Origin of the sequence: Streptomyces sp. R302 (assembly GCF_012927245.1) — a bacterium.
Lineage (GTDB): Bacteria > Actinomycetota > Actinomycetes > Streptomycetales > Streptomycetaceae > Streptomyces.
Map to the genome: position 1 here is coordinate 1,010,087 of NZ_JABBGE010000001.1, position 25,018 is coordinate 1,035,104.

At 72.9% G+C, this 25,018-nt stretch carries 24 protein-coding genes and 1 pseudogene; 16 read left to right on the top strand and 9 right to left on the bottom strand.

Annotated features, from left to right (window positions below; translation table 11 throughout):
* Positions 1-2: 2 nt before the first annotated feature.
* The 3 genes from HHL19_RS04650 to HHL19_RS04660 form a co-directional block, all read right to left on the bottom strand.
* Entirely contained in the window at positions 3-1,652 is a 1,650-nt protein-coding gene (locus tag HHL19_RS04650; protein ID WP_169085735.1) for an alkaline phosphatase D family protein, read from the bottom strand.
* Positions 1,653-1,793: 141 nt separating this feature from the next.
* The gene (locus tag HHL19_RS04655) at positions 1,794-2,609 is read right to left on the bottom strand and encodes a DsbA family protein (RefSeq protein ID WP_169085737.1); all 816 of its coding nucleotides are present in this window, start codon (positions 2,607-2,609) and stop codon (positions 1,794-1,796) included.
* Positions 2,610-2,659: 50 nt separating this feature from the next.
* Positions 2,660-3,340, bottom strand: coding sequence for a hypothetical protein (locus HHL19_RS04660; protein WP_169085739.1), 681 nt, complete (start codon positions 3,338-3,340; stop codon positions 2,660-2,662).
* 377 nt (positions 3,341-3,717) lie between these two features.
* On the opposite strand from HHL19_RS04660, the gene dnaE reads away from it, so the two are divergent.
* On the top strand, positions 3,718-7,257 hold the full coding sequence (dnaE, locus tag HHL19_RS04665; RefSeq protein ID WP_169085741.1) for a DNA polymerase III subunit alpha: 3,540 nt from the start codon (positions 3,718-3,720) through the stop codon (positions 7,255-7,257).
* Between the two features lie 77 nt (positions 7,258-7,334).
* On the opposite strand, the gene HHL19_RS04670 is transcribed toward dnaE, so the two are convergent.
* Complete coding sequence (locus HHL19_RS04670; RefSeq protein ID WP_169085743.1) at positions 7,335-7,508, bottom strand: hypothetical protein; 174 nt, start codon at positions 7,506-7,508, stop codon at positions 7,335-7,337.
* A gap of 232 nt (positions 7,509-7,740) precedes the next feature.
* Here HHL19_RS04670 and HHL19_RS04675 point away from each other — a divergent pair, with 232 nt between their 5' ends.
* The 4 genes from HHL19_RS04675 (at position 7,741) to HHL19_RS04690 (ending at position 11,629) form a co-directional block, all read left to right on the top strand.
* A complete protein-coding gene (locus HHL19_RS04675; protein WP_169085745.1) occupies positions 7,741-9,060 on the top strand; it encodes an NYN domain-containing protein in 1,320 nt (439 codons plus the stop codon).
* 20 nt (positions 9,061-9,080) lie between these two features.
* Entirely contained in the window at positions 9,081-10,055 is a 975-nt protein-coding gene (locus tag HHL19_RS04680; RefSeq protein WP_169086315.1) for an ABC transporter ATP-binding protein, read from the top strand.
* Between the two features lie 139 nt (positions 10,056-10,194).
* A complete protein-coding gene (locus tag HHL19_RS04685) occupies positions 10,195-10,983 on the top strand; it encodes an ABC transporter permease (protein ID WP_346768266.1) in 789 nt (262 codons plus the stop codon).
* Positions 10,984-11,017: 34 nt separating this feature from the next.
* Positions 11,018-11,629 (top strand): DUF2567 domain-containing protein, encoded by a 612-nt coding sequence (locus tag HHL19_RS04690; protein ID WP_169085749.1) that lies wholly within the window; start codon positions 11,018-11,020, stop codon positions 11,627-11,629.
* Between the two features lie 14 nt (positions 11,630-11,643).
* Here HHL19_RS04690 and ybaK read toward each other — a convergent pair whose 3' ends face one another.
* From ybaK to HHL19_RS04710, 4 genes are all read right to left on the bottom strand, one after another.
* Entirely contained in the window at positions 11,644-12,141 is a 498-nt protein-coding gene (gene ybaK / locus HHL19_RS04695; protein ID WP_169085751.1) for a Cys-tRNA(Pro) deacylase, read from the bottom strand.
* A gap of 42 nt (positions 12,142-12,183) precedes the next feature.
* Complete coding sequence (locus HHL19_RS04700) at positions 12,184-12,921, bottom strand: LON peptidase substrate-binding domain-containing protein (RefSeq protein ID WP_169085753.1); 738 nt, start codon at positions 12,919-12,921, stop codon at positions 12,184-12,186.
* Positions 12,922-12,932: 11 nt separating this feature from the next.
* The gene (locus HHL19_RS04705; RefSeq protein ID WP_240981390.1) at positions 12,933-14,015 is read right to left on the bottom strand and encodes a hypothetical protein; all 1,083 of its coding nucleotides are present in this window, start codon (positions 14,013-14,015) and stop codon (positions 12,933-12,935) included.
* Between the two features lie 162 nt (positions 14,016-14,177).
* Positions 14,178-15,773, bottom strand: coding sequence for an oxidoreductase (locus HHL19_RS04710; RefSeq protein WP_169085757.1), 1,596 nt, complete (start codon positions 15,771-15,773; stop codon positions 14,178-14,180).
* Positions 15,774-15,989: 216 nt separating this feature from the next.
* Here HHL19_RS04710 and hisD point away from each other — a divergent pair, with 216 nt between their 5' ends.
* The 9 genes and pseudogenes from hisD to HHL19_RS04755 all read left to right on the top strand — a co-directional run.
* A complete protein-coding gene (hisD, locus tag HHL19_RS04715) occupies positions 15,990-17,333 on the top strand; it encodes a histidinol dehydrogenase (RefSeq protein WP_169085759.1) in 1,344 nt (447 codons plus the stop codon).
* Positions 17,334-17,347: 14 nt separating this feature from the next.
* The gene (locus HHL19_RS04720) at positions 17,348-18,451 is read left to right on the top strand and encodes a histidinol-phosphate transaminase (protein ID WP_169086317.1); all 1,104 of its coding nucleotides are present in this window, start codon (positions 17,348-17,350) and stop codon (positions 18,449-18,451) included.
* Complete coding sequence (gene hisB / locus HHL19_RS04725) at positions 18,448-19,041, top strand: imidazoleglycerol-phosphate dehydratase HisB (protein ID WP_030492957.1); 594 nt, start codon at positions 18,448-18,450, stop codon at positions 19,039-19,041. The genes HHL19_RS04720 and hisB overlap by 4 nt, the downstream gene beginning before the upstream one ends.
* Before the next feature lie 2 nt (positions 19,042-19,043).
* Positions 19,044-19,208 (top strand): hypothetical protein, encoded by a 165-nt coding sequence (locus HHL19_RS04730; RefSeq protein WP_030748301.1) that lies wholly within the window; start codon positions 19,044-19,046, stop codon positions 19,206-19,208.
* Positions 19,205-19,852, top strand: a complete 648-nt coding sequence (hisH, locus tag HHL19_RS04735; protein ID WP_169085761.1) for an imidazole glycerol phosphate synthase subunit HisH — start codon at positions 19,205-19,207, stop codon at positions 19,850-19,852. Before HHL19_RS04730 ends, hisH begins: the two co-directional genes overlap by 4 nt.
* Positions 19,849-20,577, top strand: a complete 729-nt coding sequence (gene priA / locus HHL19_RS04740; RefSeq protein ID WP_169085763.1) for a bifunctional 1-(5-phosphoribosyl)-5-((5-phosphoribosylamino)methylideneamino)imidazole-4-carboxamide isomerase/phosphoribosylanthranilate isomerase PriA — start codon at positions 19,849-19,851, stop codon at positions 20,575-20,577. The genes hisH and priA overlap by 4 nt, the downstream gene beginning before the upstream one ends.
* Entirely contained in the window at positions 20,574-20,972 is a 399-nt protein-coding gene (locus HHL19_RS04745; protein WP_169085765.1) for a RidA family protein, read from the top strand. Before priA ends, HHL19_RS04745 begins: the two co-directional genes overlap by 4 nt.
* Entirely contained in the window at positions 20,969-21,724 is a 756-nt protein-coding gene (hisF, locus tag HHL19_RS04750; protein ID WP_169085768.1) for an imidazole glycerol phosphate synthase subunit HisF, read from the top strand. Before HHL19_RS04745 ends, hisF begins: the two co-directional genes overlap by 4 nt.
* 147 nt (positions 21,725-21,871) lie before the next feature.
* Positions 21,872-22,417 (top strand): annotated as a pseudogene (locus tag HHL19_RS04755) (MFS transporter); the annotation flags it as partial.
* Here the strand turns inward: HHL19_RS04755 and HHL19_RS04760 are convergent.
* Entirely contained in the window at positions 22,414-23,049 is a 636-nt protein-coding gene (locus HHL19_RS04760; RefSeq protein WP_169085770.1) for a TIGR03085 family metal-binding protein, read from the bottom strand. The pseudogene HHL19_RS04755 and the gene HHL19_RS04760 sit on opposite strands and share 4 nt — an antisense overlap.
* 84 nt (positions 23,050-23,133) lie before the next feature.
* Between HHL19_RS04760 and hisI the strand changes: the two genes are divergently transcribed.
* Together hisI and HHL19_RS04770 are read left to right on the top strand one after the other, a co-directional pair.
* On the top strand, positions 23,134-23,502 hold the full coding sequence (hisI, locus tag HHL19_RS04765) for a phosphoribosyl-AMP cyclohydrolase (RefSeq protein ID WP_169085772.1): 369 nt from the start codon (positions 23,134-23,136) through the stop codon (positions 23,500-23,502).
* Between the two features lie 11 nt (positions 23,503-23,513).
* Positions 23,514-25,013 carry an anthranilate synthase component I gene (locus HHL19_RS04770; protein ID WP_169085774.1) on the top strand — a complete coding sequence of 500 codons (1,500 nt, stop codon included), beginning with the start codon at positions 23,514-23,516 and terminating at the stop codon, positions 25,011-25,013.
* The last annotated feature ends 5 nt before the right edge of the window (positions 25,014-25,018 follow it).

Consider the following 25,018-nt stretch of genomic DNA (forward strand, 5'->3'; position numbering starts at 1 on the left):
GCTCAGACGACCGGCTGGTACACCCGCTCGACGCGCTGCGTTCCGCTGAGCGTCCGATAGGAGCGCGCCCAGGAGGCCGTCGCGGCCGGATCGCGCTTGTCGGAGACCGTGTAGTAGTCCATCTGCGAGCGGGCCGCGGTCACGTCCAGGACGCCGTACCCGTGGTGGTCCATGTCCACCCACTTCACGTGCCGGTTGGCCGCCCTCACCGCGCCGGCCGCCACCACCGAGAGGGTGCCCGGGGCCACGTTCAGCAGGTCGTCCAGGTTGTCCGAGGTCACCGAGGTGACCACGAACTCGGTCGCCACCGAGGCCGAGAGCGGGTACGTGGCCGCCTTGGCCGGCACGTCGTTGGCCCACGCCATGTGGATGTCGCCGGTCAGGAAGACGGTGTTCCGGATCGCCCGCGAACTCAGGTGCCCGAGCAGCTCCTTGCGGTCGTCGGTGTAGCCGTCCCACTGGTCGACGTTGACCGCGATCCCCTCGACCGGCAGCCCCATCAGCTCGGCCAGCGGCTCCAGGAGGTACGCGGGCAGCGCGCCGAAGGCGACCGGCGAGATCATCACCGAGGTGCCGACCAGCTGCCAGGCGGCGTCCGAACCGGCCAGGCCGGACTTCAGCCAGTCGAGCTGCGCGCGGCCGGTGACCGTGCGCTCCGGGTCGTCGACCGAGCCGGAGCCCGTCTTCGCCTGGGCCGAGCGGAAGGAGCGCAGGTCGAGCAGATGCAGATCGGCCAGCTTGCCGAAGCGGAGGCGGCGGAAGACCGTGCCCTCCGTGGAGGTGCGGACCGGCATCCACTCGAAGTAGGCCCGCTTGGCGGCGGCGACCCGGGCGGCCCAGTCGCCCTCGGCGCCGGGGGTGTGGTTCTCGGCCCCTCCGGTCCAGGCGTCGTTGGCGAACTCGTGGTCGTCCCAGATCGCCACCACCGGGTGGACCGCGTGCAGCGCCTGGAGGTCCGGGTCCGTCTTGTACCGGCCGTGCCGGGTGCGGTAATCGGCCAGCGAGACGATCTCGTGGCGCGGCTCGTGGGTCCGGACGGTGTCCTTCGCCTCCGGGTAGACCCCGCTCGCGTACTCGTAGATGTAGTCGCCGAGGTGGAGGATCGCGTCCAGGTCGCCCCGGGCGGCGAGGTGGCGGTACGCGGAGAAGTGGCCGGCCTCGTAGTTGGCGCAGGACACCACGCCGAAGCGGACGCCCGGGGCCGCGGAGTCGGCGGCCGGGGCGGTGCGGGTCCGGCCCGTGGCCGAGACGGTGCCGCCGGCGGTGAAGCGGAAGAAGTAGGCGGTGGCCGGGCGCAGTCCGCGGACGTCCGCCTTGACGGTGTGGTCGGCGGCGGCGGACGCGGTGGCCGCACCGGAGGCGACGACCCGGGCGAAGGAGCGGTCCTCGGCCACCTCCCAGTCGACGCGGACGTCCGCGCCGAGCCCGGAGCCGGGCACGGCCTCGGGGGAGGGGGTGACGCGCGTCCACAGCAGGACGCCGTCGGGCAGCGGGTCGCCCGAGGCGACGCCGTGGAGGAAGGCGGGCGCCGGGGCGTCCGCGAGGGCCGGCGCGGCCGTGCCGAGGAGCACGGGCGCGGTGGCGGCGGTGACGGCGGCGGCCTTGACGACCGTGCGCCGCGTGGGGGCAGGAGATATGGAGTGACTGGTCACGGCCAGTCAGATTACTGACGGGTATGAAAGGTTGACAGGCGGAAGCGGAAAGTTCTCCGGAGTTTCGCCCGCCGCTCACGACGATCTCCCGGCGGCCCCTCGCTCCCCGGCCCGCGCGGACCGGGAAGCGGAGGAGAGGAGTCAGCCGCCGAGGACCGGGGTGAGCGCGGCGTTGAACTGCTCGACGGTCAGCGGCGGGTTCTGCGAGCCCGCCGCCGTGAGGGTCTTGCCGTCCATCTTCAGCGTCGGGGTGCCGGTCACACCGCTCTCGTCGAAGGTCTTCGACATCTTCATCGCCCAGGCGTCGAAGGTGCCCTCCTCCACGTTCTTCTTGAAGGCGGCGTTGGCCTTCAGGGCCGGGACCGTGTCCGCGACCTCCAGGAGGTAGGAGTCCTTCGCGAACTTGTCCTCGCTCTCCTCCGGGTGCCACTTCGCCGAGTAGAGCGCCGCCTTGTAGTCGAGGAAGGCCTCCGGGCTCACGTCGAGCGCCGCGCCGAGCGCCGACAGGGCGTTCTTCGAGCCCTCGCCCTGGTCCATGTTGTCGATGAAGGTGGCGCCGACGTACTTGACCTTGTACTTGCCGGCCTCGACGTCCTTCTCGACGGTGGCGCCGACCGACTGCTCGAAGGTCGCGCAGACCGGGCAGCGCGAGTCCTCGTACAGCTCCAGGGTCTTCTTCGCGGAGGCCTTGCCGACGACGACCGTGGTGCCGTTCTCGCCCTCGGTGTTCTTCGGGGCCGTGACCGACTTCGCGTCGGCGGCGGCCTCCCACGCGGTGGGCTGGTTGGCCTGGACGACGGCGTAGCCGATGCCGCCGGCGACGGCGAGCACGGCCACCGCCGAGACGCCGACGACCAGCTGCCGGCGGGCCCGGTCCTTCTTGGCCTGCGCCTCGCGCTCCGCGCGCAGACGCTCGCGGGCGGCAGCCTTGTTGGCCTGGTTGTTGCGTGCACTCATGATCGTGAATCTCCGGGAGAAAAAGACGGGGAAGGTCGGGGAGCGGGCGCTCAGACGAGAGCGAGCGCCGCCCGCGGCGGTCCCCGCCGCCCCACGGAGTGCACCAGGAGACGCGTACGGGACGGGCGCGGCCGGGGCTCGGGGCGCGCCGGGCCCGGCGCCGCCGGACGGTCCGCGCCCACCAGGGCCGCGAGCAGCTCCAGGGGCCGGAAGGCCGAGGCCGCCGCCGCACCGAGCAGCCGCACGAGGGCCCGCTCCCCGCCGCGCAGCCAGCCGGCCGCCGCGAGGCCGACCAGCACATGGGCGGCGAGCAGCAGCCACGGCAGCGCCGGGTCGGGGGAGGAGAGGACGGTCGCGGCGGCCGAGGGCGCCGCGACCCCGGGCAGCGGGGCGCCGACGGCCCCGCCGCACAGCACCTCCACCCCGAACGACCGCAGCGCGCCGGCGACCGGCCCGCCGGCGGGGCCGTAACAGACGGCCTGGCCGGAGGTGAAGAGGGTGTCGGCGGCCAGCTCCAGCGGGACGAGCAGCCCCGCGATCGGGCCGAAGCCGCGCTCCCGGCCGGCCAGCGCGTACGCCACGGCGAAGACGCCGGCGGCGACCGGGGCGACCGTGCCGAGCGGCAGCGGCACCCCGGAGAGCAGCACATGGGAAGCCACGGACAGCGTCACGACCAGTGCCGTGAAGACCGCCGCCCGCAGCGCCCTCAGCCGCGTCCCTGCCATGTCCATTGTTGGACGAGTGTGCCATGGCGGCCCGTAAGGGGTCCCTAAGAAGGACCTGTGCGACTTCTTACAGCCCCGGTATCCGGCTCACCGCCCCGGAATCCGGCCGGTGCGGAAGAGGTCCACGAGGATCTGGTGGTCGGCACGCGCGCGTGCGCCGTACGAAGCCTCCGCGTCGGCCGCCGTCGCCCGGTCCCGGCGGGGGCGGGCCGGGGGGCAGGCATCGCAGGTGCCCCCGGTGCGGGACTGGTCATGACAAATGAGGACAGGTGTTCCCTGACTCACCACGCGTGACGGCACCGCCCGGTGCCCGACTCCTGTCACTCGTGCGACGTAGACTTCGACGCTGTCCCCCCAGAAGTTCATCGTCGGAGGCACCCCCCGTGACCAAGCCGCCCTTCACGCACCTCCACGTCCACACCCAGTACTCCCTGCTGGACGGTGCCGCGCGGCTGAAGGACATGTTCAACGCGTGCAACGAGATGGGCATGACGCACATCGCCATGTCCGACCACGGCAACCTGCACGGCGCGTACGACTTCTTCCACAGCGCCAAGAAGGCCGGCGTGACGCCGATCATCGGCATCGAGGCGTACGTGGCCCCCGAGTCCCGGCGCAACAAGCGGAAGATCCAGTGGGGCCAGCCGCACCAGAAGCGGGACGACGTCTCCGGCTCCGGCGGTTACACCCACAAGACGATCTGGGCGGCGAACGCCACCGGACTGCACAACCTCTTCAAGCTCTCCTCCGACGCCTACGCCGAGGGCTGGCTCCAGAAGTGGCCCCGGATGGACAAGGAGACCATCTCCCAGTGGTCCGAGGGCCTGATCGCCTCCACCGGCTGCCCCTCCGGCGAGCTCCAGACCCGGCTGCGCCTCGGCCAGTTCGACGAGGCCCTGAAGTCGGCCTCCGAGTACCAGGACATCTTCGGCAAGGACCGCTACTTCCTGGAGCTGATGGACCACGGCATCGAGATCGAGCGCCGGGTCCGCGACGGCCTCCTGGAGATCGGCAAGAAGCTCGGCATCCCGCCGCTGGTCACCAACGACTCGCACTACACCTACGCGCACGAGGCGACCGCCCACGACGCCCTGCTGTGCATCCAGACCGGCAAGAACCTCTCCGACCCGGACCGCTTCAAGTTCGACGGCACCGGCTACTACCTGAAGTCCACGGACGAGATGTACGCCGTCGACTCCTCGGACGCCTGGCAGGAGGGGTGCGCCAACACCCTCCTGGTCGCCGAGCAGATCGACACCACCGGCATGTTCGAGGCCAAGAACCTCATGCCGAAGTTCGACATCCCCGAGGGCTACACCGAGGTCACCTGGTTCCGCGCGGAGACCATGAAGGGCATGCACCGGCGGTTCCCGAACGGGATCCCCGAGGACCGCATGAAGCAGGTCGAGTACGAGATGGACACCATCATCTCGATGGGCTTCCCCGGCTACTTCCTCGTCGTCGCCGACTTCATCATGTGGGCGAAGAGCCAGGGCATCGCCGTGGGCCCCGGCCGAGGCTCCGCGGCCGGCTCGATCGTCGCGTACGCCATGGGCATCACCGACCTCGACCCCATCCCGCACGGCCTGATCTTCGAGCGCTTCCTCAACCCCGAGCGCATCTCCATGCCCGATGTCGACATCGACTTCGACGAGCGCAGGCGCGTCGAGGTGATCCGGTACGTGACCGAGAAGTACGGCGCCGACAAGGTCGCCATGATCGGCACCTACGGCAAGATCAAGGCCAAGAACGCGATCAAGGACTCCGCCCGCGTCCTCGGCTACCCCTACGCCATGGGTGACCGGCTCACCAAGGCCATGCCCGCCGACGTCCTCGGCAAGGGCATCGACCTCGACGGCATCACCAACCCGACCCACCCGCGCTACGGCGAGGCGGGCGAGATCCGGGCGATGTACGAGAACGAGCCGGACGTGAAGAAGGTCATCGACACCGCCAAGGGCGTCGAGGGCCTGGTCCGCCAGATGGGCGTGCACGCCGCCGGCGTGATCATGTCCAGCGAGCCGATCGTCGACCACGCCCCGATCTGGGTGCGGCACACCGACGGCGTCACCATCACGCAGTGGGACTACCCGCAGTGCGAGTCGCTCGGCCTGCTGAAGATGGACTTCCTCGGCCTGCGCAACCTCACGATCATGGACGACGCCGTCAAGATGGTGAAGGCCAACAAGGGGATCGACCTCGACCTCCTGGCCCTGCCGCTCGACGACCCCAAGACCTTCGAACTGCTCCAGCGCGGCGACACCCTCGGCGTCTTCCAGTTCGACGGCGGCCCCATGCGCTCCCTGCTGCGCCTGATGAAGCCCGACAACTTCGAAGACATCTCCGCCGTGTCCGCGCTCTACCGCCCGGGCCCGATGGGCATGAACTCGCACACGAACTACGCCCTGCGCAAGAACGGGCAGCAGGAGATCACCCCGATCCACCCCGAGCTGGAGAAGCCGCTCGAAGAGGTGCTCGCGGTCACCTACGGCCTCATCGTCTACCAGGAGCAGGTCCAGAAGGCCGCCCAGATCATCGCCGGCTACTCGCTCGGCGAGGCCGACATCCTCCGCCGCGTCATGGGCAAGAAGAAGCCCGACGAGCTGGCCAAGAACTTCACCATCTTCCAGGCCGGCGCCCAGAAGAACGGCTACAGCGACGAGGCCATCCAGGCCCTCTGGGACGTCCTGGTCCCCTTCGCCGGCTACGCCTTCAACAAGGCGCACTCCGCCGCGTACGGCCTGGTCTCCTACTGGACCGCCTACCTGAAGGCGAACTACCCCGCCGAGTACATGGCGGGCCTGCTGACCTCGGTCAAGGACGACAAGGACAAGTCCGCGGTCTACCTCAACGAGTGCCGCCGCATGGGCATCAAGGTCCTCCCGCCGAACGTGAACGAGTCGGAGTCGAACTTCGCCGCCCAGGGCGACGACGTCATCCTCTTCGGCCTCACCGCCGTCCGGAACGTCGGCGCCAACGTCGTCGAGTCGATCATCAAGAGCCGCAAGGCCAAGGGGAAGTACGCCACCTTCCCCGACTTCCTCGACAAGGTCGAGGCCGTGGTCTGCAACAAGCGGACCATCGAGTCGCTGATCAAGGCCGGCGCCTTCGACACCATGGGCCACACCCGCAAGGGCCTCGTCGCCCAGCACGAGCCCATGATCGACAACGTGGTGGCGGTCAAGCGCAAGGAGGCCGAGGGACAGTTCGACCTCTTCGGCGGCATGGGCGACGAGACGAGCGACGAGCCCGGCTTCGGTCTCGACGTCACCTTCACCGAGGACGAGTGGGACAAGACCTACCTGCTCGCGCAGGAGCGCGAGATGCTCGGTCTGTACGTCTCCGACCACCCGCTCTTCGGCCTGGAGCACGTCCTCTCCGACAAGACCGACGCCGGCATCTCCCAGCTCACCGGCGGCGAGCACTCCGACGGCGCGGTCGTCACCATCGGCGGCATCATCTCCGGCCTCCAGCGGAAGATGACCAAGCAGGGCAACGCCTGGGCGATCGCCACCGTCGAGGACCTCGCCGGCTCCATCGAGTGCATGTTCTTCCCGGCCACCTACCAGCTGGTCTCCACCCAGCTCGTCGAGGACGCCGTCGTCTTCGTCAAGGGCCGGCTCGACAAGCGGGAGGACGTCCCCCGTCTCGTCGCCATGGAGCTGATGGTCCCCGACCTCTCCAACGCCGGGACCAACGCCCCCGTGATCCTCACCATCCCGGCCCTCAAGGTCACTCCGCCGATGGTGAGCCGACTGGACGAGATCCTCCGCCACCACAAGGGCAACACCGAGGTGCGGATCAAGCTCCAGGGCCCCCGCTCCACCACCGTGCTCCGCCTCGACCGGCACCGGGTGACGGCCGACCCCGCCCTCTTCGGCGACCTGAAGGTGCTGCTCGGCCCGTCCTGTCTGGCCGGATAGATCCCGACACTCCCGTGTGAGACGCGCAAGGGGCGCGCCCGTCGTCACGGGCGCGCCCCTTTGCCGTCGTACGGGCGTCAGTTGTGGCCGAAGCGCTTCTGACGGCCCTTCCGCGCCATGTCACCGGGGGTGACCTGGGAGGCGCGGCTCTCGGCCTGGGATTCCATCGACGACTGCTGCGCCTGCTGGGTGCCACGCTCGGCCGGCGACTGCTGCTGCTTCTGACGGTTCTGATTGCGGTTCTTGGCCATGGGGATGATGCCTCCTCGAAGGGATCTAGGGGCCAGGGCCGCTGTCAGACTCACATACGGGAGAAACCGCCGCATGTTGGATCATTACGGTGCGTGAGGACGCTCCCCGCGGAGGCGGATTGCGGCTCCGCCACGCCGATGATCCAGTTCCGGCCGTCAACCCCCGGCCCGTCGGGCAGACTCGAAGGACCCGGAACACCTGAGATCCCGACAGGGCCGAGATCGAAAGAAGGTGGAGCACGTGGACCGATGCGTCGTCCTGGTGGACGCCGGCTATCTGCTGGGGGCCGCCGCCAGCCTGCTCGCCGGAGAACCGGCCCGCTCCCGCATCACCGTGGACCACGCGGGCCTCATCCGGCAGCTCAGGGAACGGGCCGAGAACGAGACCGGCCTCCCGCTGCTGCGGATCTACTGGTTCGACGGCGCCCCCGACCGGGTGCCCCAGCCCGAACACCGCAGGCTGCGCGTGATGCCCCGGGTCACCGTCCGGCTCGGCGCCCTGACCCGCAGCGACGGCCGCTGGGCGCAGAAGGGCGTCGACGCGGCCATGCACACCGAACTCACCGAGCTGGCCCGCAACCGCGCCTGCACCGACATCGTCCTCGTCACCGGCGACGGCGACCTGCTGCCCGGCCTCATGTCCGCCAAGGAGCACGGCGTCGCCGTCCACCTCTGGGCCGTCCAGGCCGCCGACGGCGACTACAACCAGTCCGAGGACCTGGTCGCCGAGGCCGACGAGCGCCGCGTCCTCGACCGGAGCTGGATCACCCGGGCCGTCCGCGCCAAGGACCTCACCGGTCTCTGCGCCCCGCCGCCGGTGCCCCGCCCCGAGATCGCCGCCATCCTCTCCGCGCCGCTGCCCGAGGCCGCCCTCGCCTCCGCCGAACGCGCCGCCGAGGCCGCGGCCGCGCGGAACGGCGTCCCGGCCCCCGACGAGGCACCCGCCCCCTCCACCGGCGGCCACGAACAGGCCCACGGGCACGCCCACGAGCACGGCCACGGGTCCGCCGCCGTCCCGCCGCCCGCCGCCGGGAAGGCCGTCCCCACCCCCAAGGACCTCGCCGGGCTGCGCCCCGCCGCCGCCCCGCACCCCGCCGCGCCCCAGCCGGCGAGCGCGCTGCGCTGGTCCTCCGACCGGGGCTGGGTCGAGCGGCCCCCGACCGCCCTCGGCGAGCCCGCCGAGACCGCCTCGCTGCCCACCCTCGCCCACCTCACCAGCGCCGAGCAGCGCTGGGCCGACCGCGAGGAGGACATCACCACCGTCGGCGGCGACCCCTTCGAGGTCGGACAGGTGTTCGCCCGCCGGTGGCTGGAAAGGCTCCCCGAGCAGTCCCACGTCCAGCGGCTCTCCGGCCTCTACCCCCGCATCCCGCACCGCATCGACGGCGAACTGCTCCGCTACGCCGCCCGGTTCGGCCTCCTCGCCCACAAGGACGACCAGATCGACGAGCACGACCGCTACGCCATCCGCGCCGGCTTCTGGCGCGAGATCGACGTCCGCGCCGCCGCCGAAACCGCCCCCGCGCCCGCCCCGGGACCGGCGACCCCGTAGGCTCTCCCCCCGTGAGTACGGTGTGCGTGGTGCGGGATCTGGTCAAGACGTACCCCGCCACGCGCGGCAGGCGCGGCGCGCCCGCGAGTCCCGAGGTGCGCGCCACCGACGGGATCAGCCTCGACGTGCGCGGTGGCGAGATCTTCGGGCTGCTGGGGCCCAACGGGGCGGGCAAGTCCACCCTCGTCCGGCAGCTGACCGGGCTGATGCGCCCCGACTCCGGCTCCGTCACGCTCCTCGGCCACGACCTCGTCCGCCACCCCGAGCGCGCCGCCCGACTCCTCGCCCACCTCGGCCAGGAGTCCACCGCCCTCGACGAGCTGACCGTCTCCCTCGCTGCCGAGACCACCGGCCGGCTCCGCGGCCTGAGCGCCGCCGACGCCCGCGCCGGACGGGACGCCGTCCTCGACGAGCTGGGCCTCGGCGAACTCGCCGACCGGCCGCTGAGGAAGCTCTCCGGCGGCCAGCGCCGGCTCGCCTGCTTCGCCACCGCCCTGGTCGGGCCGCGGCCCGTCCTCGTCCTCGACGAGCCCACCACCGGCATGGACCCGGTCGCCCGCCGCGCCGTCTGGGCCGCCGTCGACCGCCGCCGCGCCGAGGACGGCACCACCGTCCTCCTCGTCACCCACAACGTCATCGAGGCCGAGACCGTCCTCGACCGGGTCGCCGTCCTCGACCGCGGCCGGGTGATCGCCTGCGACACCCCCGCCGGCCTGAAGGAACGCGTCGCCGACGAGGTCCGCGTCGAGCTCCTGTGGCGCGAGTCCGCCCCGCTCCACCTCCCCGAGGTCGCCGCCCTGCGCGCGCTCGCCCAGGAGTCCGGCCGCCGCTGGGTCCTCCGCCTCGCCCCCGATGCCGCCCGCGCCGCCGTCGCCACCGTCACCGGCGGCGCCGCCTTCGCGGCCCTCGACGACTTCACCCTCGCCACGCCCAGCCTGGAGGACGTCTACCTCGCCCTCGGCGGCGCCGCCCGCGAAGGACTGGTGAAGGCATGAGCACCCGCGCGAGCACCAGCGTGAGCACCCGCACGGTCGCCACCCCTCCCACCCCCGGCGCGACCCCCCACCTGCCGCACGTCACCCCCAGGAGCTGTCCGCGTTGAGCACCCTGCCCGCCGAGGCCCTGCCGGCCGGCGTGAAGGCCGCCCGGGTCCAGGGCGCCGAGGAGGCCGCGCCCCTCGCCCCGCCCGCCCGGCTGCTGCCCTCCCTCGCCGCCGTCTACCGGGCGCAGCTCAGCCGCGCCCGGGTGGCCCGCATCCCGCTGCTCTTCGTCGCCACCTTCCAGTCCATCGGCATCATGATCATGATGCGGGGGGTCGTCGACGGCGGCTCGGAGGCCCGCGCCGTCGTGGCCGGCTCCACCGTCCTCGTCGTCGCCTTCGTCGCCCTCAACCTGCTCGCCCAGTACTTCGGGCGGCTCCGCGCCGACGGCGGCCTCGACCACTACGCCACCCTGCCCGTGCCGCCCGCCGCCGTGGTGCTCGGCGCCGCCGGCGCGTACGCCTCCTTCACCGTCCCCGGCACGCTCGTCACCGCCGTCACCGGCGCCGTCCTCTTCGGCCTGCCGCTCGGCCACCTGTGGCTGCTCGCCGCCGTCGTGCCGCTCTCCGGCGCCGCCCTCTCCGGTCTCGGCGCCGCCCTCGGGCTGCTCGCCCCCCGCCAGGAACTGGCCACCCTCCTCGGCCAGCTCGGCATGTCCGCCGCCCTCCTCCTCGGGGTGCTGCCGGCCGAGCGGATGCCGGAGCCGATCGCCTGGGCGCGGGACCTGCTGCCGTCCACCTACGGCGTCGAGGCCCTGGCCCGTGCCTTCGACCCGCGCCCGGACTGGGCCGCCGTCGCCCTCGACCTCGCCGTCTGCGGGGTCGTCGGCGTGCTGTCGCTGGCCCTCGCGACCTGGGCGTACCGCAGGGCCGCGGTCCGCTGAGGCGGCCCGCGGGGACACCTGGCACCATGGCGGGGTGACCGCACCCCTGACGCCCTCCCAGCAGCCGCCGCACGATTCCGGGTGGCCTCCGCCCCCGCCGCACGAGGGGCCGGCCGGTGACCCGATCACGGCGGCCGAGGTCGTCCAGGGACTGGTGGTGACGGCCGCCTCCGCGGTCGCCGGAGCGGTGCTCGGCGCGCTCTGGGTCTGGCTGGCCCCCACCGTGCGGCTGATCTCCGACGGGGAGGGCGTCTATCTGCGGAACTCCGAGGGGGAGGCCGCGATCGGCGCCGACGGCACCTTCGTCCTCCTCGCGCTCGCCTTCGGCGCGCTCGCCGGGCTCGTCGTCTTCCTGGTCCGCCGCAAGGGCGGGGTGCCGCTCGTCCTCGGCCTGGCGGTCGGCGGCGTCCTCGGTTCGCTGCTCGCCTGGTGGCTGGGGACGAAGCTGGGGCCGACCGCCGACGTCATCGCGCACGCCAAGGCCGTCGGTCCGAACGTGGTCTTCGACGCCCCGCTGAAGCTCCAGATGGGCGCCGCGGCGATGCTGGCCTGGCCGCTCGCCGCGACGGTCGTCCACCTGCTCCTGACCGGGGTCTTCGGCCCCCGCGACCCGGAACAGGGCCCCTGGGACGCGTACCGGCACTGACCGGGGGTCAGCCGTCAGCCGCGGCCGATCGGGGCGAGCACCGCAGAGGTGAGCGCGGCCAGGTCGGCGGGGGAGAGCTCGACCTCCAGGCCCCGCCGGCCGGCCGAGACGCAGATCGTCGCGTGGCCCGACGCCGAGGAGTCGAGCACCGTACGCAGCCGCTTGCGCTGCCCGAGCGGGGAGATCCCGCCGCGGACGTAGCCGGTGGTCCGCTCGGCCGCCGCCGGGTCGGCCATCGCCGCCCGCTTGCCGCCGACCGCCGTCGCGAGGGCCTTCAGGTCCAGCTGGCCGGCGACCGGCACCACCGCCACCGTCAGCTCCCCGTCGACGTCCGCCACCAGCGTCTTGAAGACCCGGTCGGGCGTGACGCCGAGGGCCTCCGCCGCCTCCTCGCCGTACGAGGGGGTCGCCGGGTCGTGCTCGTAGGCGTGCAGGGTGTACGCCGTCCCGGCTGCGGCCAGTGCCACCGTCGCCGGGGTGCCTCCGGCGTTCTTCTGCTTCTTCTTCGCCACGGGGCGTCCTCGGTTCCTCGGTCCGTCAGTTCGGGTGGTCCGTCAGTTCGGGTGGGTCGGCGCCTGCGTCAGCTCCACCGCCGGCAGCGACGGCAGGTGGCGCAGCACCGCTGTCTCCGCCCGCAGCAGCGCCAGCTCCTCGCGCAGCCGGACCGTGGTGTCCGGCGCCTCCAGGAGCCGCTGCTTCGTCGGCACGTCCACCATGGCCGCCGCTGCGACCAGATAGGACACCACCGAGGGGTCGTCGGGCAGCTCCATGGTCGTCAGCGACCGCTCCCGCGCCCCCGCCAGCCGCTTCTGGTAGGAGCGGAAGGCCCGCAGCACGCCCTCGGCCAGCGCCTCCGCCTCCTTGCCGGGGTCCTCCGGCAGTTCCTCGGTCTCGGCCGTCAGGAAGGGGCCGCTCGCGTCCACCGAGCGCAGCCGCACCCGGGTGGTGCCGGTGACCATCACCTCGTACGAGCCGTCCCCGCGCTGCCGGATGCTCGCCGCGTCCGCGACGCACCCCACCGGGTGGAAGCTCTTGATCGGGTCCGGTCCGAAGCCGGCCGCCGGGCCCTTCTCGGGCAGGGCCGTCGGGTCCGGCATCCCGGGCGCGGTCCTCGCGACCTCGGACCCGTCCCGGATCGCCACCACGGCGAACCGGCGCGGCTCGGAGTCGTCGATCTCCAGGAGCGTGCGCATCATGGCGCGATATCGCTCCTCGAAGACGTTGAGAGGCAGCACGAGGCCCGGGAACAGCACCGCGTTGAGCGGGAAGAGGGGCAGGCGAGCGGAGGTCACAGCGGCCAAGCCTAATGGCCGCGCGGACCGCTCCGTCCGGGGATTGTGCGAGCCCGTCCCCACAGCGGCGTCCGGCGCGCCAGCTCCGCCCGCGTCCGGTCCCGGGTGGCGAGGAACCGCCGCAGCGGATCGTGCCCGCCGACCGCCCACGGGAAGGAGGTGGCGTACGCCCCCGTGCGGCCGAACTCGGCCAGCGCCTCCTCCCACCGCTCCCGCTCCACCAGCACGTACGCCAGCAGGTTCCGCCCCTGCGCGGGCCACGGGTCGCCCGCGTCGAAGGCGGCCGACAGCGCCAGGCCCCGGTCCGCGGCCCGGTCGATCCGCGCGAGGTCCGCACCCGTGCCCGCCGGTGCCGGTCCCGCCGGTGCGGTGCCCGGCCTCGTCGACCGGTCCCGGTACGGGCCCGGCAGCGGGCGCAGCGCCTCGTAGGCGGCGCGCACCGGCAGCGCCCCTACCAGCGAGCCGGGGGCCGCGTCGTCGGCGGCCTGCTCCGCGAAGTCGAAGGCGGCCCGCTGCGAGCCGTACCACTGCGCCGACAGGTACTTCAGGGCGGCGACATGGCAGCCGTAGTGGTGCGGGGAGCGGAGCAGCGCCTGCGCCCACAGCCCCTCGAAGACCGCGTGCCCGGCGTGCGCGCCGCGCGCGTGGTCGAGGGCGAGCCGCCACGGCACCGGATCGCGCCCGGCCTCCTCGGTGAGCGGCCGCAGCAGGGGGGCGAGCTCGCGCAGCCGCTCGGCCCGGGCCGGCGACTCCCAGGCCCGGCGCACCGCGAGCTGCGCGGCCACGAGGAGCGCGTCGGGGTCCCGCGGCGCGGCCTCCCGCCACCGGTCCAGCCACTCGCCCCGGCTGTACGCGAAGGTGGCGAGCCGGCCCACGTAGCGGTCCCGGTCCTCCCACTCGGCGGCGTCCCGGGTGGTCGCGAGCAGCTTCGCCGCGGGCTCCGGGTCACCGAGCGCGGCGGCGACCAGGGCGGGGGAGAGCCGCCCGTCGGGGGCGTCCAGCAGCACGTCGTCGTCCGGCGTCAGCCCGGCGGCGAGACGCGGGGCGTGCCGGGCCGAGCGGGCGGTGCCGACCAGGGCGCGGAAGAAGGACATGTCGGCTCGCATCTTCCCACCGGGCGAGGGCGGAGGCCCGCCGTCCGCCCCCGCCTTCACCCGGATCACACCCCCTCTCCCCCTGGCCGTCACGCCGGTGGCGCGGCCGTCCACCGCACCACCCGCCGCACCACCCGCCACGCCGCCGGCCGGGGGAGCGGCTCACCCCCTGCTGAGCAGCCGGGTCGCGCCCGCCGCCACCGTGGTGGCGAGGATCCAGCCGAGCAGGATCAGCGCGGCCGCCGTCCACTGCCAGCCGCCCTCCAGCTTCCAGTAGCCGTCCTGGCCGAGGGCGATCACCGGGAGCAGCAGGTCCAGGGCGTACAGCGTGCCGTTCCACGCCGGGCCCTCGCCCTCCTTGATCGGCACCGGGTCGTACCGGGAGAAGGCGAGCGTGCCGGCCGCCCACAGCACCGCCATCCACAGCGCGGCCCGGCCCGGCCGGTAGCCGTACGCCACCGTCCAGTCCTGGACGTACCCCCACAGCTTCCCGGCGACCGGGAGCGTCTCCCGTCTGCGCCGCTGCTTGGCGAGGAGCACCTCCCGGGCGTCGGCGTCCTCCCCGCTGGCCCGCAGCACGGCCGCGAGCCGTTCGTACGGCTCCGGGGCGTACTCCGGGGTCGCCGCCGCCACCCAGGCGATCCGCCGGGCCAGCGGGAAGTGGCCGTACGGCACGAGGTTCTCGTAGACGAAGCCGCTCATCGCGAGGCCGCCGGGGCCCGGCCAGCTGGTCGACAGGTCGATCAGCGTCACCACCTTCGCGCCGTTCAGCACCACCCGGCCCTCCTCCGGCCGCTCGCCGTTGAACCTCAGCTCCGGGGTGATGATCCGGCGCAGCGACAGCTCCTCCCGGCGGGCCCCGCTCAGCAGGAAGCGGGCGTGGTTGAGGTCCACCGCGTCCCCGAACCGCCCGTCGTCGAGCCGCACCCCGCCGTGGAACTCGGCAGGCTTGCGGCGGGCGTCCTGGAGCGGCGTCACGCCGTACGGCGGGGTCGCCGTGGACGGGCCGTCGCCCTCGTACACCCAGGCGGCGTTCAGATACAGCGTCCGCTCCACCGTCAGCTGCGGGGCGTTCAGCGCGCGGCGGCCCCGGTCGCCGCGCAGCACGCTGCCCCGCAGGCTGAGCGAGACCCCGATCTTCGCCCCGCGCAGGCTGACCTCGCCGTGCGTCTCGATCAGCTCGGCCTGGAGGTCCTGCGCCACCGACAGGCCGTCCGCCGTGATCGCCCGGCCGCGGCCGTCCGGCCACACCTGGATCTGGTTGAGCAGCAGGTCCGTGCCGACCTGCGCGTCCGTCAGCCGGATGCCGCGCCGCACCCGGCAGCGCGGCAGATGGAGGTCGCCCTCCGTGTGCAGCCGGGCCGCCTCCAGGCGGGGGAGCGCGCAGCCGACGAGCCGCAGCGTGCCGAACCGGGCCTCGGGCAGCAGCACCTCGTCGTCGAAACGGCAGCCGTGCAGCTCCACGTACGGCCCTATGGCGCCGCCCGCCAGGTCGAGCACGCCGGTGATCCGCACCCCGCGCAGCTTCAGCGCGGCCACCCGGCCCGGCCGGGCCGTCGGGTCGCCGAGCAGCAGCGCCGCCAGCACGTCGGCGCGCACGCTCCGCTCCGGCCCCCACACCGCCTCCCCGAACGGGTCGTCCCGCTCCGGCACCCCCTCCGTCAGATCGCAGGTCCTGCCGATCCGGAACGCCTGCCACACGGCCCGCTCCGGACCCGTGAGACCCTCCGGCATCCCGTCCTCGTGCGGCTCGGTCACTGCCGCCCCCTCGCTCTCCCCGATGCGCTCCCACCACTCCGCTCACCGGGTGTGGTGGATTCGTACAGTCGTTCTTCCCGCACTGTGACGGGCTGAACGCTAACGGTCAGGAGTGGCGAGGAGACGCCACAGTGGCGCGTATCGACGCGCGGCAAGCCGTGTATCAGCCAGTGATACGGGAGTCCGGCGCCGTGGGCCGTCTGAGAGAATTGACCCGTGATCTCTCGAATCGATCTGCGCGGCGAGGCCCTCCCCGAGGGTTCCGCCCTGCGCGACCTGCTGCCCCGTGCCGAGTTCGACGTGGAAGCCGCCCTGGAGACGGTGCGGCCCATCTGCGAGGACGTACGGCATCATGGCGCGGCGGCGGTGATCGAGTACGGGGAGAAATTCGACGGCGTGCGGGTCCCGGGCCTCCGCGTCCCCGCCGAGGCGATCGCCCGCGCCCTCGACGAGCTCGACCCGGCCGTCCGCGCGGCCCTGGAGGAGTCGATCCGGCGCGCCCGCCTGGTCCACCGCGACCAGCGCCGCACCACCCACACCACCCAGGTCGTGCCCGGCGGCACGGTCACCGAGAAGTGGATCCCCGTCGACCGCGTCGGCCTGTACGTGCCGGGCGGCCGGGCCGTCTACCCGTCCTCCGTCGTGATGAACGTCGTCCCGGCCCAGGAGGCCGGCGTCGCGGGCCTCGCCGTGGCCTCCCCGCCGCAGAGGGAGTTCGGCGGCCTGCCGCACCCGACGATCCTCGCCGCCTGCGCCCTCCTCGGCGTCGACGAGGTGTACGCCGCCGGCGGCGCCCAGGCCATCGCCATGTTCGCCTACGGCACCGACGGCACCGCCGACGAGCCCGGCTGCGCCCCCGTCGACCTGGTCACCGGCCCCGGCAACATCTACGTCGCCGCCGCCAAGCGCCTCCTCAAGGGCCGCATCGGCATCGACGCCGAGGCCGGCCCGACGGAGATCGCGGTCCTCGCCGACGCCACCGCCGACCCGGCGCACGTCGCCGCCGACCTGATCAGCCAGGCCGAGCACGACCCGATGGCCGCCTCGGTCCTCGTCACCGACTCCGAGGCGCTCGCCGAGGCCGTCGAGGCCGAGCTGAAGACCCAGGTCGCCGCCTCCAAGCACGTCGACGACCGGATCGCCCCGGCGCTGGCCGGCAAGCAGTCCGCGCTCGTCCTCGTCACCGACCTGGAGGACGGCCTCAAGGTCGTCGACGCCTACGGCGCCGAACACCTGGAGATCCAGACCGCCGACGCCGCCGCCCTCGCCGACCGGGTCCGCAACGCGGGCGCGATCTTCGTCGGCCCCTGGGCGCCGGTCTCCCTCGGCGACTACTGCGCCGGCTCCAACCACGTCCTGCCCACCGGCGGCTGCGCCTGCCACTCCTCGGGCCTCTCCGTGCAGTCCTTCCTGCGCGGGGTGCACATCGTGGACTACACGCGCGACGCGCTCGCCGACGTGGCCCACCACGTGGTCACCCTCGCCGAGGCCGAGGACCTCCCGGCCCACGGCGCGGCGATCAAGGCCAGGTTCGGCTGGAAGGTGCCCGAGAACAAGTGAACGCGTACGACAAGATCGGGATCGACGACCTGCCGATCCGCGAGGAGCTCAAGGGCAAGTCGCCCTACGGCGCCCCGCAGCTCGACGTGCCCGTCCAGCTGAACACCAACGAGAACCCCTACCCGCTGCCCGAGCCCCTGGTGGCCCGGATCGCGGAGCGGGTCGCCGAGGCCGCCCGGAACCTCAACCGCTACCCCGACCGGGACGCGGTGGAGCTCCGCACCGAGCTCGCCCGCTACCTCACCCGCACCGGGGGCCACCCGGTCGCCGTCGGGAACGTCTGGGCCGCCAACGGCTCCAACGAGGTCCTCCAGCAGCTCCTCCAGACCTTCGGCGGCCCGGGCCGCACCGCGATCGGCTTCGAGCCCTCGTACTCGATGCACTCCCTGATCGCCCGCGGCACCGGCACCGGCTGGATCTCCGGGCCCCGGCGCGAGGACTTCACCATCGACGTCGAGGCCGCCGAGGCCGCGATCGCCGAGCACCGGCCCGACGTCGTCTTCGTCACCTCGCCCAACAACCCCACCGGCACTGCCGTCGAGGCCGCCGTCGTGGAGCGGCTGTACGAGGCCGCCCAGGCCGCGAAGCCCTCCCTGGTCGTGGTGGACGAGGCGTACGTGGAGTTCAGCCACCGCGCCTCGCTGCTGCCGCTCCTGGAGGGCCGGCCGCACCTGGTGGTCTCCCGGACCATGTCCAAGGCCTTCGGCGCCGCCGGACTCCGCCTCGGCTACCTCGCCGCCCACCCCGCCGTCGTCGACGCCGTGCAGCTGGTCCGGCTGCCGTACCACCTCTCCGCCGTCACCCAGGCCACCGCGCTCGCCGCCCTGGAGCACACCGACACCCTCCTCGGGTACGTCGAGCAGCTCAAGGCCGAGCGCGACCGCCTCGTCGCCGAGCTGCGCGCGGCCGGCTACGAGGTCACCGAGTCCGACGCCAACTTCGTCCAGTTCGGACGGTTCCCCGACACGCAGGAGGCGTGGCGGAGGATCCTCGACCGGGGCGTCCTGGTCCGTGACAACGGCGTACCCGGCTGGCTGCGGGTCACCGCCGGCACCCCCGAAGAGAACGACGCGTTCCTCGACGCGGTTCGTGAGCTGAAGAAGGAGCAGAACGCATGAGCCGCGTAGGCCGCGTGGAGCGCACCACCAAGGAGACGTCCGTCGTCGTCGAGATAGACCTCGACGGCACCGGGAAGGTCGACGTGTCGACCGGGGTCGGCTTCTACGACCACATGCTCGACCAGCTCGGCCGCCACGGCCTCTTCGACCTCACGGTCAAGACCGACGGCGACCTCCACATCGACTCCCACCACACCATCGAGGACACCGCCCTCGCCCTGGGCGCCGCCTTCAAGCAGGCCCTCGGCGACAAGGTCGGCATCTACCGCTTCGGCAACTGCACGGTCCCGCTGGACGAGTCCCTCGCCCAGGTCACCGTCGACCTCTCCGGCCGCCCCTACCTGGTGCACACCGAGCCGGAGAACATGGCGCCGATGATCGGCTCGTACGACACCACCATGACGCGCCACATCCTGGAGTCCTTCGTGGCCCAGGCGCAGATCGCGCTGCACGTGCACGTGCCCTACGGCCGCAACGCCCACCACATCGTGGAGTGCCAGTTCAAGGCGCTCGCCCGGGCCCTGCGCTACGCCTCCGAGCGCGACCCGCGCGCCGCCGGAATCCTCCCCTCCACGAAGGGCGCGCTGTAACCGTGACCGGCCTCTCCACCATCCTGATCGTCGTCGGGCTCTTCCTCCTCGGCGGCATCTACTCCTTCGTCAAGCAGCAGATGCCCAAGGGCCTCATCGTGCTGCTCTCCATCGGCGCCGCCATGTGCCTCACCGCCGGTGTGCTGCGACTGGACGTGTGGTCATGAGCACTGCGACTCCGAAGAAGGTCGTCGTCTTCGACTACGGCTTCGGCAACGTGCGCTCCGCCGAGCGCGCGCTCGCCCGCGTCGGCGCCGACGTCGAGATCACCCGCGACTACGACACGGCGATGAACGCCGACGGGCTCCTCGTCCCCGGCGTCGGCGCCTTCTCCGCCTGCATGAAGGGGCTCAAGGAGGCCCGCGGCGACTGGATCGTCGGCCGCCGCCTCGCCGGCGGCCGCCCCGTCATGGGCATCTGCGTCGGCATGCAGATCCTCTTCGAGCGCGGCATCGAGCACGGCGTCGAGACCGAGGGCCTCGACGAGTGGCCCGGCATCGTCGAGCCGCTCAACGCCCCCGTCGTCCCCCACATGGGCTGGAACACGGTCGACGCGCCCGGGGACACCGAGCTCTTCGCCGGCCTCGACGCCGACGCCCGCTTCTACTTCGTGCACTCCTACGCGGTGCGCGAATGGAGCCTGGAGATCGGCAACCCCAACATCCGCGCCCCGAAGGTCACCTGGGCCACCCACGGCGAGCCCTTCGTCGCCGCCGTGGAGAACGGCGCCCTCTCGGCCACCCAGTTCCACCCCGAGAAGTCCGGCGACGCCGGAGCCCAGCTCCTCACCAACTGGATCGGAACCCTGTGAGCACTCTCGAACTCCTCCCCGCCGTCGACGTCCGTGACGGCCAGGCCGTCCGGCTCGTCCACGGCGAGTCCGGCAGCGAGACCTCCTACGGCTCCCCGCTGGAGGCCGCCCTCTCCTGGCAGCGCTCCGGCGCCGAGTGGCTCCACCTCGTCGACCTGGACGCCGCCTTCGGCACCGGCGACAACCGCGACCTCGTCCGGCAGATCACCGAGGCCATGGACATCAAGGTCGAGCTCTCCGGCGGCATCCGCGACGACGCCTCGCTCGCCGCCGCCCTCGCCACCGGCTGCACCCGCGTCAACCTCGGCACCGCCGCCCTGGAGACCCCCGAGTGGGTCGCCAAGGTCATCGCCGAGCACGGCGAGAAGATCGCCGTCGGCCTCGACGTGCGCGGCACCACCCTGAAGGGCCGCGGCTGGACCAGCGAGGGCGGCGACCTCTACGAGACCCTCGCCCGCCTCGACTCCGAGGGCTGCGCCCGGTACGTCGTCACCGACATCGGCCGCGACGGCACCCTCACCGGCCCCAACGTCGAGCTCCTGCAGAACGTCTGCGCCGCCACCGACAAGCCCGTCGTCGCCTCCGGCGGCGTCTCCTCCCTGGACGACCTGCGGGCCCTCGCCGGCCTCACGGACCTGGGCGTCGAGGGCGCGATCGTCGGCAAGGCGCTCTACGCCAAGGCGTTCACCCTGGAAGAGGCGCTTCAGGCGGTGGCCGCCGTATGAGCGACTCCGTGCGCAAGGTCGTCACCGGCGCGCCCTGGGAGGAGGAGTTCGGCTACTCCCGCGCGGTGCAGCTGCCGAACGGCCTGGTCCTGGTCTCCGGCTGCACGTCCGTGGTCGACGGAAAGATCGCCGACGGCGGCCCGTACGACCAGGCGGTCAACTCCTTCAACGTGGCCTTCGCGGCCCTGAAGCAGCTGGGCCTCGGCCCGGAGGACGTCGTCCGGACGCGGATGTACATCACCCACGTCCGGGACGTGGACGAGGTCGGCCGTGCCCACAAGGAGCTGTTCGACGCGGTCCGCCCGGCCGCCTCGATGATCATCGTCTCCGGCTTCGTCGACCCCCGCCTGGTGGTCGAGGTCGAGGTCGAGGCGTACAGGAGTGATGCGGCATGAGCCTCGCCGTACGCGTGATCCCCTGCCTGGACGTGGACAACGGCCGGGTCGTCAAGGGCGTCAACTTCCAGAACCTGCGGGACGCCGGCGACCCCGTCGAGATGGCCAAGCTGTACGACGCCGAGGGCGCCGACGAGCTGACCTTCCTCGACATCACCGCCTCCTCCGGCAACCGCGAGACCACCTACGACGTGGTGCGCCGCACCGCCGAGCAGGTCTTCATCCCGCTCACCGTCGGCGGCGGCGTCCGCTCGGCGGAGGACGTCGACAAGCTGCTGCGGGCCGGCGCGGACAAGGTCGGCGTCAACACCGCCGCCATCGCCCGCCCCGAGCTGATCCAGGAGATCGCCGAGCGCTTCGGCCGCCAGGTCCTCGTCCTCTCGGTCGACGCCCGGCGCACGTCCTCCGGCTCCTTCGAGGTGACGACGCACGGCGGCCGCAAGGGCACCGGCATCGACGCCGTCGAGTGGGCCCACCGCGCCGCCGAGCTCGGCGCGGGGGAGATCCTGCTCAACTCGATGGACGCGGACGGCACCAAGGACGGCTACGACACCGAGATGATCACGGCCGTGCGCAAGCACGTGACCGTGCCGGTGATCGCCTCCGGCGGCGCCGGCAAACTCGGCGACTTCGCCCCGGCCGTCGCAGCCGGCGCGGACGCGGTGCTCGCCGCCTCCGTCTTCCACTTCGGCGACCTGCGGATCGGCGAGGTCAAGGAAGCACTGCGGGAGGCGGGGCACGAGGTCCGCTGAGGCGTCGTTCCGTCTACGGGAAGGGCCCCTGCGGGGGCCCTTTTCGTCGCCCGCACCGCGACCGCCTCCCAGCTCGCCGAAGGCGGACTCATCGAGGAGGCCGAGGCACAGTCTGCCGACGGCCGCGAACGCTGGTGGCGGCCCAGCCTGCGCTACCTCCGCGGCCACCCGGTGCTCGGCCCGCTGATGATCGTCGTCCTCCTCGGCGACCTCGGCTTCACCGGCCCCCTCAACGTCGGCCTCGCCGTCCTCTCCGAGCAGCGCGGCTGGGGCGCCTCCGGCATCGGCTGGGTCCTCGCCGGCTTCGGCGTCGGCGCGGGCGCCGCCTCCCTGCTGCTGACCGTCAGGGGCCACGTCCCCCGGACCGGCCTCGTCATGGGCTGGACCATGGTGGTCGGCGCCGTGTCGATCGGCGCGCTCGCCCACCTGCCCCGGCTCGCCGGACTCTCCGGAGCCCTGTGCAACGCCCTGATCCAGACCGAGTGCGACCCCGCGTACCTCGGCCGGGTGAGCGCCGTCGCGAGTCTCGGCAGCCTCGGCATCGCCCCGCTCAGCTTCCCGGTCACCGGAGCCGCCATCGGCGCCTGGGGCCCCGGCCCGGCCTTCGCCGTCAGCGCCGCGGTCTGCGCCCTCTCCGGCGTGTACGCCCTCGCGGCCCGCGCCGTCCGCCGCGCCGAACTGCCGAAGACCTAGATCCCCAGCTGCTTCGTCGTGTTCAGCAGCTCGATCGCGTCCGGCTCGCCCTCCAGGCCCACCTTCGCGACGTCCGTACGCCCGTACAGGTACATCGTCAGCTCGCCGGGCTCCCCGGAGACCGTCACCACCGGGGTCCCCTTGTGCGCGACGACCGTCTGGCCGTTCGGGCGGCGCAGGACCAGGCCCACCGGGGCCTTGCGGCCCAGCAGACGGGCGCCCTTCTCCAGGCGGGACCAGAGGGCGTCCGAGAAGACCGGGTCCAGCTCGCGGGCCGACCAGCCGGGCTGGGCCCGTCGGACGTCCTCCGCGTGGACGTAGAACTCGACGACGTTCGCCCCCTCGTCCACCTGCTTGATCGTGAACGGGGAGAACCGCGGCGGACCCGTACGGATGAGCCCGATCAGCTCCTCGTACGGCTTTCCGGCGAACTCCTCCTGCACCCGCTCCAGGCGCTCCTTCAGCACCGGCACCACCGTCCCCGCCGCCGCGTCGGGGCGCCGCTCCCGCACCACCACGTGCGCCGCGAGGTCCCGGGTCCGCCAGCCCTCGCACAGCGTCGGGGCGTCGGGACCGGCCGCCTCCAACAGATCAGCGAGCAGAAGCCGTTCACGTTTGGCATGGGTCGACATGCCCGCCAGCGTACGATCCCGCCACGCCGTCCGCCCAGTGGACGCCCGGCCGGACACGCCCCCGCGCCACGGCACAATGGCGGCATGAGCAGCACGCCCCGGACCCCCAGCGACCTCGACCCGGCCATCGCCGCCCGCCTCAAGCGCAGCGCCGACGGCCTGGTGCCCGCCATCGCCCAGCAGTACGACACCGGCGAGGTGCTCATGCTCGGCTGGATGGACGACGAGGCCCTGCACCGCACCCTCACCACCGGCCGCTGCACCTACTGGTCGCGCAGCAGGAACGAGTACTGGGTCAAGGGCGACACCTCCGGGCACGTCCAGCACGTCAAGTCGGTCGCGCTCGACTGCGACGCCGACACGCTCCTCGTCCGGGTCGACCAGGTCGGCGCCGCCTGCCACACCGGCGCCCGCACCTGCTTCGACGCCGACGTGCTCCCCGTCACGCAGTAGGGTCTGGCGCCATGGATCTCGAGACCTTCCGCAAGCTGGCGGCCGACCGCCGCGTCATCCCCGTCAGCCGCAGGCTCCTCGCGGACGGCGACACCCCGGTCGGGCTCTACCGCAAGCTCGCCGCCGAACGCCCCGGCACCTTCCTCCTCGAATCCGCGGAGAACGGCCGCAGCTGGTCCCGCTACTCCTTCATCGGCGTCCGCAGCGACGCCACCCTGACGGTGAAGGACGGCGAGGCCCACTGGCTCGGCACCCCGCCCGTCGGCGTCCCCGTCGACGGCGACCCGCTCGCCGCCCTGCGCGCCACCGTCGAGACCCTCCACACCCCCCGCGACCTGGCCGGCGACCTCCCGCCGTTCACCGGCGGCATGGTCGGCTACCTCGGCTACGACATCGTCCGCCGCCTGGAGCGCATCGGCGACTCCACCCGCGACGACCTGGAGCTCCCCGAGCTCACCATGCTGCTCACCAGCGACCTCGCCGTCCTCGACCACTGGGACGGCTCGGTCCTCCTGATCGCCAACGCGATCAACCACAACGACCTGGAGACCGGCGTCGACGAGGCGTACGCCCACGCCGTCGCCCGCCTCGACGCGATGGAGGCCGACCTGGCCCGCCCCGTCGCCACCACCCCCGCCGCCCTGCCGGCCTCCGAGCTCCCCGAGTACTCCGCGCTCTGGGGCGGCCAGGCCTACCAGGACGCCGTCGACGACATCAAGGAGCGCATCCGGGCCGGCGAGGCCTTCCAGGTCGTCCCCTCGCAGCGCTTCGAGACCCCCTGCACCGCCTCCGCGCTCGACGTCTACCGGGTCCTGCGGGCCACCAACCCGTCCCCGTACATGTACCTCTTCCGCTTCGAGAACGGCTTCGACGTCGTCGGCTCCAGCCCCGAGGCCCTCGTCAAGGTCGAGGACGGGCAGGCGATGCTGCACCCCATCGCCGGCACCCGGCACCGCGGCGCCACCCCGCAGGAGGACCACGACCTCGCCGAGGAGCTGCTCGCCGACCCCAAGGAGCGCGCCGAGCACCTCATGCTCGTCGACCTCGGCCGCAACGACCTCGGCCGGGTCTGCGCCCCCGGCACCGTCGAGGTCGTCGACTTCATGTCGATCGAGCGGTACTCCCACGTCATGCACATCGTCTCCACCGTCACCGGCCGCGTCGCCGAGGGGAGGACCGCCTTCGACGTCCTCACCGCCTGCTTCCCCGCCGGCACCCTCTCCGGCGCGCCCAAGCCCCGCGCGATGCAGATCATCGAGGAGCTGGAGCCCTCCCGGCGCGGTCTGTACGGCGGATGCGTCGGCTATCTCGACTTCGCCGGCGACTCCGACACCGCCATCGCCATCCGCACCGCGCTGCTCCGCGACGGAACGGCGTACGTCCAGGCCGGAGCCGGTGTCGTCGCCGACTCCGACCCGGCCGCCGAGGACGCCGAGTGCCGCAACAAGGCCGCCGCCGTGCTCCGCGCCGTCCACACCGCCAACCGGATGAAAGGTTCATCGCGGCCGTAGGGGAT